This window comes from Kitasatospora sp. NPDC058406 (assembly GCF_042722765.1).
Taxonomy (GTDB): domain Bacteria; phylum Actinomycetota; class Actinomycetes; order Streptomycetales; family Streptomycetaceae; genus Kitasatospora.
In genome coordinates this window covers 1-7948 of the sequence record NZ_JBHXKE010000332.1, presented here as the reverse complement: position 1 = coordinate 7948, position 7948 = coordinate 1, and the positions used below count along the sequence as shown (strand labels likewise).

General features: G+C 71.8%; 6 protein-coding genes and 1 pseudogene. 1 reads left to right on the top strand and 6 read right to left on the bottom strand.

The genetic code is table 11. The features are described 5' to 3' along the window. The 6 genes and pseudogenes from ACFWOG_RS37570 to ACFWOG_RS37545 all read right to left on the bottom strand — a co-directional run. Window positions 1-301 (bottom strand): helix-turn-helix domain-containing protein (locus tag ACFWOG_RS37570; RefSeq protein WP_380363948.1); only part of this gene is annotated, 301 nt, incomplete at its 3' end. A gap of 292 nt (window positions 302-593) precedes the next feature. Beyond that, a pseudogene (locus ACFWOG_RS37565) lies at window positions 594-1657 on the bottom strand (2-aminoethylphosphonate ABC transporter substrate-binding protein). Between the two features lie 135 nt (window positions 1658-1792). Continuing rightward, window positions 1793-2590, bottom strand: coding sequence for an ABC transporter permease (locus ACFWOG_RS37560; RefSeq protein ID WP_380363946.1), 798 nt, complete (start codon window positions 2588-2590; stop codon window positions 1793-1795). Next, on the bottom strand, window positions 2577-3470 hold the full coding sequence (locus tag ACFWOG_RS37555; protein ID WP_380363944.1) for a 2-aminoethylphosphonate ABC transporter permease subunit: 894 nt from the start codon (window positions 3468-3470) through the stop codon (window positions 2577-2579). Before ACFWOG_RS37555 ends, ACFWOG_RS37560 begins: the two co-directional genes overlap by 14 nt. Then, complete coding sequence (locus ACFWOG_RS37550) at window positions 3463-4650, bottom strand: ABC transporter ATP-binding protein (RefSeq protein WP_380363942.1); 1188 nt, start codon at window positions 4648-4650, stop codon at window positions 3463-3465. Before ACFWOG_RS37550 ends, ACFWOG_RS37555 begins: the two co-directional genes overlap by 8 nt. 251 nt (window positions 4651-4901) lie before the next feature. Then, window positions 4902-6023, bottom strand: a complete 1122-nt coding sequence (locus ACFWOG_RS37545) for a TIGR03364 family FAD-dependent oxidoreductase (RefSeq protein ID WP_380363940.1) — start codon at window positions 6021-6023, stop codon at window positions 4902-4904. Between the two features lie 818 nt (window positions 6024-6841). Between ACFWOG_RS37545 and ACFWOG_RS37540 the strand changes: the two genes are divergently transcribed. Further along, window positions 6842-7948: M4 family metallopeptidase (locus tag ACFWOG_RS37540; RefSeq protein WP_380363938.1), on the top strand; the 1107-nt coding region annotated here is incomplete at its 3' end.

Sequence of the window (7948 nt, the reverse complement as noted above, 5' to 3'; positions counted from 1 at the left end):
CAGCGCGTCCAGCGTCCATTCGGGCGGGCCCGTCCCGTCGGCAGGGGCGAGTTCCCCGTCCTCCTGCCGGACCGGACGTCCGGGCGGTGCCTGCTTGACCAGCGCGATGATCCGCGACCGCTCGAACTCGGTGAGCCGGCGCGGCCGACCGGGTGATCGGGCGGTCCTCCAGACCCTCCGGGCCGAGCTCGTTGAAGCGGTGCAGCCACCACCGCACCGTCTTCGGATGACAGCCCGGCTCCGCCGCGATCCCCGCCACCCGCAGACCGGACCAGCTCAGTGCGACGATCCGCGCCCGCATCACCAGATCCGCCGGCGCCTTCCGTGCCCCGGCGAGCCTGGCGATCACCCTCTCCTCGTCCGCCCCCACAGCGGCACGGGCCCGCAACAACCCCCGCACACCCCACCCCCTACCGCACCAGATTCACCCCAACAGAGGCTCTATACGAGCAACTTGAGAAATTCAGCAGTAGGGCGTGCCGCAGCCGCCGTCAGCGGCCGGATCCGCGTACCGGATCCGCTCGGACGGGGGCGAAGGGGCGGGGCCGTGTGGCCCCGCCCCTTTCGAGCGCTGTTCCACCGCCCGGGGGGCGTCAGCTCCCGGTGGCCCGGTTCCAGGCGTCCGTGTAGCTCTTGAGGTTGGCGTCGATGTCCTTCCAGTCGGGCGCGAATACGTCGACGCCCTTCAGCAGCGCGGCGAGCCTGGCGGCGTCGTCCCCGGTCGCCGGAACGTCGCTGCGGGCCGGGAAGCCGCCGGCGACCGCGCTCACCTGCCCCTGCACCGACTCGGTCAGCAGGAATCGAGTAGCATCCGGCCGGCGACGGGGTGCGGGGCCGACTTCACCAGGCCGCCCGCGTAGGGCAGCGCGAAGGTCGAGGGCTTCCCGCCGGGACCTGCGAGGAAGAAGATTCCCTGGTTCGGCATCGACTTCATGCCGGCGTAGTTCATCTGTACGTCGCCGTTCGCGACCAGCAGTTCCCCCTTGTCGACCTTGGCGGCCAGTGCGCCGGTCGACTTGGAGGGGCCCACGTTGTTCTTCTGAAGCTTCCGCAGGAAGTCGGCGGCTCCTTGGATGCCTCCGAAGTCGTGCATGGCCTTGATCAGCACGGCGGTTCCGTCGCCCGCCACGCCGGGTGTCGAGTACTGGAGCTTGCCGCGGAACCCGGCGTCCAGCAGGTCGTTCCAGCTCGCGGGGGGCTCGGGCAGTCGCCTGGTGTTGTGGATGAAGCAGAGGTAGTTGTTGACCACGGTGGTCCAGGCGCCGTCGGCGTCCTTGTCGGCCGTGGGGACGGCGTCCGCCCCAGCCGGGCGGTAGGGGGTGATCAGGCCCTTGCCGACGGCCTGCTGGATGAACGGCGGTACCGTGACGATCACGTCCGCCTTGGTGTTGGACTTCTCCCGCAGCAGTCGCTGGACGATCTCGCCCGAGCCGCCCTCGACGTACTCGACCCTGACACCGGTCTTCGCGGTGAAGTCCTTGAAGACCTTGTCGTAGAAGCCGTTTCCGTCTTCGGACTTGAGGCCGTCCGCGCTGTAGAGCGTGACCACCGTGGAGCCCTGACCGGCGGACGGGCCGCTGCCGGCGCACGCGGCCAGTGATCCGGCGAGGGCCATCACCACCGTGGCTGCGAGGGTTGTTCTGCGCAGTTCCTTCATGGGTCGTGACTCCTTGGGGTATGCGGCGGCGCGGGGCCGCGACGAGTCGGAGCAGGGGAAAAGGGAGCAGGGCGGAGCGGGGAGAGGGGCCGGGTGGAGCGGGGAAGGGGGCCGGGCGGCGAGCTGGACAGGACGTCAGCGGTACAGGGCCCTCGTCCGGAGCCGGGAGCAGCCGATCAGCACCACGAGCGTGCTGGCGAGGAGGACCACGGCGAGGGCGGCGCCCGTGAAGACCGCGCCCCGGTCGGTGGCGGCGAAGATCCGTACCGGCAGTGGGAGCCAACCCGGCGGGTACAGCATCATCGTGACGCTGAGCTCGCCCATCGAGAGGGCGAAGCAGAGGCCGAGCGCGGCGTTCAGCGAGGGCAGCAGGAGCGGGACGGTGATCCGCCACAGCACCCGGGCGGGCCGGGCGCCGAGCCCGGTGGCGGCCTGTTCGAGGGCCGGGTGCAGCCGCGTCGCGGCGGCCGCGACGGACTGGTAGGCGAAGGCGGTGACCTGGACGGTGTGGGCCAGGATGACGATGGTGCTGGTGCCGTTGAGCAGCACCGGCGGGCGGCTGAAAGCGACCAGCAGGCCGAGGCCCACCACCACGGAGGGCACCGCGAGCGGCAGCATGAACAGGCCGTCCGTCAGCCGGCGCAGGCGCGGGCCCGCGTTGCGGGCCGCCAGTGCCGCCCAGCTGCCGACCGTCAGCGCCGCCGCACTGGCGATCGTGGCGGTGGCGAGGCTGGTGAACAGCGCGTCCCGGGATTCCCCGTGCGCCGCGGCCGCGTAGTGCGCGGTGGTGAAGGCGGACGGCAGGACCCCGCTCCATCCCTGGGCGAAGGAGGCGGTCAGGACCGTGAGGAAGGGCAGGGCGAACAGCGGCACGGCCAGGAGGAGGAAGGCGCCGCAGGCCAGGGCGCGGGCGGCCCGGCTATGCACCAGCACGGCTGCCGCCCCTCCTGTGCCGGCCCCGTAGGCAGAGCCGGTAGACGCCGTAGAGCGCCACCGACAGCAGGACGTTGACCATCGCGATGGCACAGGCCGCCGGGTAGTCGGACTGCAGGATGGCCCGGCTGTAGACGAGTGTCGGCAGTGTCGTGACGCCCTTGGCACCGGTGAACAGGACGATCCCGAACTCGTTGAGGCACATCACCAGGGCCAGGCTCCCGCCCGCCGCGAGCGAGGGCAGGGCCTCGGGCAGGATCACCTGGTGCACGATCCGCCACGGACGGGCACCCAACGAGGACGCGGTCTCGATCTGGGCGGTCTCCACCTGGGAGAACGCCGCGAGCAGCGGTCGCATCACGAAGGGCGTGAAGTAGGTGACCTCGGCGAGCAGGACACCCCACGGGGTCGCGAGGAAGGCTATCGGGGTGCCGTGACTGCCCGTCAGGCCCGTCAGGAGGCTGTTGGCCATTCCTGTGGAGCCGTAGATGAACACCAGGGCCAGCGCGATCAGGAACGACGGGAACGCGAGGAAGGTGTCGATGAAGCGGCCGAGCGCGCGCGCCCCGGGGAACGGAACGAAGGCGATCACCAGGGCCAGGAAGAACCCGAGTACGACGCAGCCCGCGGTCGCGCCCGAGGCGATCCAGACCGTGTTCCACAGCGCGTTGCGGAAGGCGGCCGAGGCCAGGACCTCCCGCCAGGGTTCCACCGAGTGACCGCCGTCGTCCGGTGAGAAGGACTGCAGGGCGACGAGCGCCAGCGGGTAGAGGAAGGCGAAGCCCAGAGCGGCCAGGGGCGGGAGGATCCACACCCCTGGGCGAAGAACCCGGGTGCGGCGCGGTCGGGTGGGCATCGCGCCGAGCGCCGCGCTAGCCATCGGCGCCCCCCGGGGCTGGGACGCGGTCGGCACCGTCCGGCAGCGCGCCCAGCAGAATCGCGTCCTCGGTGTCGAAGCCGAGCGTGACGGGGTCGCCGGGGCCGACGGGGACCTGAGGTTCGGTGAGGTCGGCGGTGATCCGCCGGCCGACCGGGAGGTCGACCAGCAGCCGGTGGGTCGCCCCGCGCCACTGCACGTGGGCGACGGTTCCGCGGAGCAGATTGGCGGCGTCGGTCGCGCGGACGATCCGCAGCAGGTGCGGACGGATGCACAGGGTGGCCGTGCTGCCGGTCGGCAGCGGGGTCGGTGCGGTGGCGCGCAGCGGCGTGCCGTCCAGGCGGACCGGTGTGTCGTGCGGGCCGCCGCCCGCCTCGACGGTCACCGGCAGCAGGTTGGCGTCGCCGACGAAGGAGGCGGTGAAGGTGTCGCCGGGGCGGCGGTAGAGCTGCTGCGGGGTGCCGCAGTCCACCAGTCTGGCGTCCTTCATGACCGCGATGCGGTCCGCCAGGGTCAGTGCCTCGATCTGGTCGTGTGTCACGTACAGCACGCTGAGGTCGGGCAGTTCACGGTGCAGGCGCGCGAGTTCGGTCAGCATGTCGGAGCGGAGCCGGGCGTCGAGCGCGGACAGCGGTTCGTCGAGCAGGAGCACGTCCGGGCGGATCGCGAGCGCCCTGGCGATGGCCACCCGCTGCTGCTGGCCACCGGACAGCTCGCGCGGGTAGCGCGCGGCGAGGGAGGCCATGCCGGTCAGTTCCAGCGCCTCGGACACGCGGCCCGGGATGTCCCGCCGGGTGACCTTGCGGGCCTTCAGGCCGAAGGCGACGTTCTGGTCGACCCGCATGTGCGGGAAGAGCGCGTACTGCTGCACCACCATGCCGATGCCGCGCTCGTACGGCGGCAGGGCCGTGACGTCGCGTCCGCCGATGTACACCCGGCCGGCCGCTGGCGTGGTGAAGCCGGCGACGGTCCGCAGAGCGGTGGTCTTGCCGGAGCCGCTGGGGCCGAGCAGTGCCACCACCTCGCCGGGGGCGACGGAGAGCGTGAAGCGGTCCAGGACCACGGCGCCGTGGTAGGCGACCGTGATCTCCTGGAAGTCGATGCCGGACCGGCTGTGCGGCCGGGGGTCGGGAGGGGGTGCGGCGGACCGGTCCGGCGACCGCGGGGGTGTTCGAGTGGCCACGAGTGCGGTGTTTCCAATCCGTGTGTAGGGATTCCAGCCGGGCCGGATGTCGGGCGGGTCGGTGATGTACCGCCGGTCGGGGGCTGCCGGGATGCGGTCCCGGGTGGTGCGCGAGGGAGTTGTGGTGAGGGCGGAGGGGCGGACGGGCCGGCATGAGTCGCGCATGACAATTATTCCTGTCCATGGCGGCGTCTTTCGGGAGCCGCAGGCGGGATCGGCGGGCGGGATCGGCGGGCGGGGCAGGGCCTGCGTCAGAGGCCGAGCAGGTCGGCGGTGGTCTCGGCGATGGCCGGTGAGCAGGTCATGCCGCGGCCGCCGGGTCCGGTCACCAGCCAGACGCCGTCGCGCACCTGCTGGCGGTGGACGACCCGGGCGGTGTCCGCGCACTGCGCGTACACGCCTGCCCAGCGCCGCCGGATCGGCGGCAGTGCGCGGCCCAGGACGGACTCGACGAGGCCGGTGAGGTAGGCGTAGGAGTCCTCGACGACGTCAAAGTCGAACGGCTGGTCGCAGGCGTGCGTGTCACCGATGGTCAGCCCGCCCTCGCGTCGCTGGACCATCAGCAGTTGCATCCGGTGCCGGGCGGCGGTCGGGTGCTGGGGCTGCCCGAGGTCGAGGGCGTCCAGCGCCGGGCCGCCGTAGCCCGGGTAGTAGCGGAAGCTGTCCCCGTCCGCGACCGAGGTGGTGAGCTGCTCCCCCAGCGGGTCCGTCTGCATCATCTGCAACCTGACCCGGCGGACCGGCAGGTCGGGGACGAGTTCGCGCACCAGGCCGCCGAGATGGGCTCCGGTGCACAGGACGACCGCGTCGCCGCAGTGCACCTCGCCATGATCGTCGCGCACCGCTCTCGCGCCGACCAGCTCGCGCACCTCCCGTCCCGGCAGGAAGTCGTACCGGCCGCTGGCCCGCAGGACCGCACGAAGCGCGAGCTGGGCGGTGCGCGGCTCCACCGCGCCGTCCCGCGCGCAGTGCAGGGCCGCGAGGAACTCCCCGCGCAGGGCCGGGTTCAAAGCCCTCGCCCCGGCGGGATCCAGCAGGGTGAACCCGCGGGCCACGGCCCCGACACCCCAGATCGCCTCCTCGGCGACCGCCAGCTCCGCCTCGGTCCGCACCAGCGTGAGCGAACCGTTCGCCCGGAAGCCCAGCTCCGGGACCTCCGCGCCGATCTCCCCCCAGAGCTGCCTGGCGCGCTGGGCGACCGCCAGTTCCTCACCCTCGGCCCTGCCGCTGACCCAGATGAGGCCGAAGTTGCGCACCGAGGCACCCCGAGCCTCGGCCTCGCGCTCGATATGGACCACCCGATGACCGCGCTTGATCGCGTGCCAGGCGTGCATGGTTCCCAGAACGCCTGCACCGATGACTATGACTCGCATGCCCGGAACGGTGTCCCGCACGTGTTACACGCTCAGTTCGGTCCTGTGAACGGAAGGTGACATCCATAAAGGGACTAGACCCGTCATCAATTCGCTATGTCATACCTGTCCCGTCAGCACCACGAGTCGCACGCGGAGGCTTCACCACCGTCCCGACGGAGACGGCGCAGCGGCGCCGCGCGGGCCCGGCCGGATCAGGGCGACGGAAGGACAGGGGAGACACCCTCGCGGCAACGAATGCGCAACGCCACGGGACGGCATCCCGATCGTCACCTCCCACTTCGAGCGGAAGGCTGGGGTCGTAGCGGCCTGTTTCGACGGCGTAGATCGCCACCTCACGGCAGCGGAAGCAGAGCTCCTCGGGATGATGTGGTCGGCCTCGGTCCGCGGCACACCTGTCCGGCCCGCTTCGCCGACCCGTGGGACGTACGCCGGTCAGGCCCTCGGACGCGGCTGACAGATGGCTGGATTCCACCCATCCCGCTCAACAAGAGCTCACGTTCCAACAAATTCCCGAACTTGATGGCTACTATTCCAACACCGCCCCCCGGGACTCGCTCCGGGGGCGCCGGTGTTGCGTGCAGCTTCGACATCGGACCCTTGCCACCGCCGCCAAGGTGACCTGTCGCGTCATTTATGTCATGTCCATGACTAGTGACTGTTCTGCTCTGCATGCCGCCCCCTGCACCGTCCAGAGCCGCAGCAGCCGTGCCCCGCGTCCCACCTGACGCATCACCGGCCGGATGCCCGCCGCGCCGCACCCTGCGACGCGGACCCACGCCCGACCGCACACGCGGTCGGCAGGCAAAGGAGCGCTCGTGAAGCGCAAGACCTCCATCCACAGTCTCGCCGCACTCGGCGTCACCACCGCCCTGCTTGTGACCGGCGCCCCGGCAGTCACCGCGCAGGCGGCGCCCCCCTCCCCGACGCCGGCGCTCGTCTCCGGCCGAAGCTCCGCGCTGGCCGCGGCCGACCGACAGGGCGCAACCGTCGCCCGATACCTCGGGCTCGCTCCCCAGGAGAAGCTCGTCGCCAAGGACGCCGTTCTCTCCCCGGACGGCGGCCGGCACCTGCGCTACGAACGGACCTACTCCGGGCTCCCCGTCCTGGGCGGCGATCTGGTGGCGCACCAGGCCCCGGACGGAACCCTGCGCGGTGTCGACCGCGCGTCCGACGCACCCCTGGCGGGCCTCGCCCCCTCCCCCGCACTGAGCGCCGCACGGGCCCAGGCCACCTCGCTCGACACCCAGCCCGGGGCAGCGGTTACCCGGCGGCCCCGGCTCGTCGTCTGGGCGGCCGACGGCGCCCCGCGCCTGGCGTGGGAGACCGTGATCGCCGCGACGGGCGACGACGGCGGCCCGAGCAAGCTCCACGTGATCACCGACGCCGCCGAGGGCGAGGTGATCCGGACCTTCGAGGGTCTGCAGACCGGCACGGGCCACGGCGTCCACGTCGGCGAAGTCCCGATCGGCACCACACCGACCGACTCCGGATACCAGCTCAAGGACGGAACGCGCGGCGGGACCTACACCACCGATATGGGCAACGGCGCCCCCAGCGACGGGTCCCCCTTCGCCAGGGCGACCGACAACTGGGGCGACGGCCTGCCGTCCAACCGCGAGTCCGCGGCTGTCGACGCCCACTTCGGCGTCGCGGCGACCTGGGACTTCTACAGGAACACCTTCGGTCGCGAGGGTATCCGCGGCGACGGGGTCGGCGCGTCCAGCCGGGTCCACTACGGCAACGGGTACGCCAACGCGTTCTGGGACGACGACTGCTTCTGCATGACCTTCGGCGACGGCGACGGCAACGCCCATCCGCTGACCTCCCTCGACATCGCGGGCCACGAGATGACCCACGGCGTCACCGCCGCGACCGCCAACCTCAACTACTCGGGCGAGTCCGGCGGCCTGAACGAGGCAACC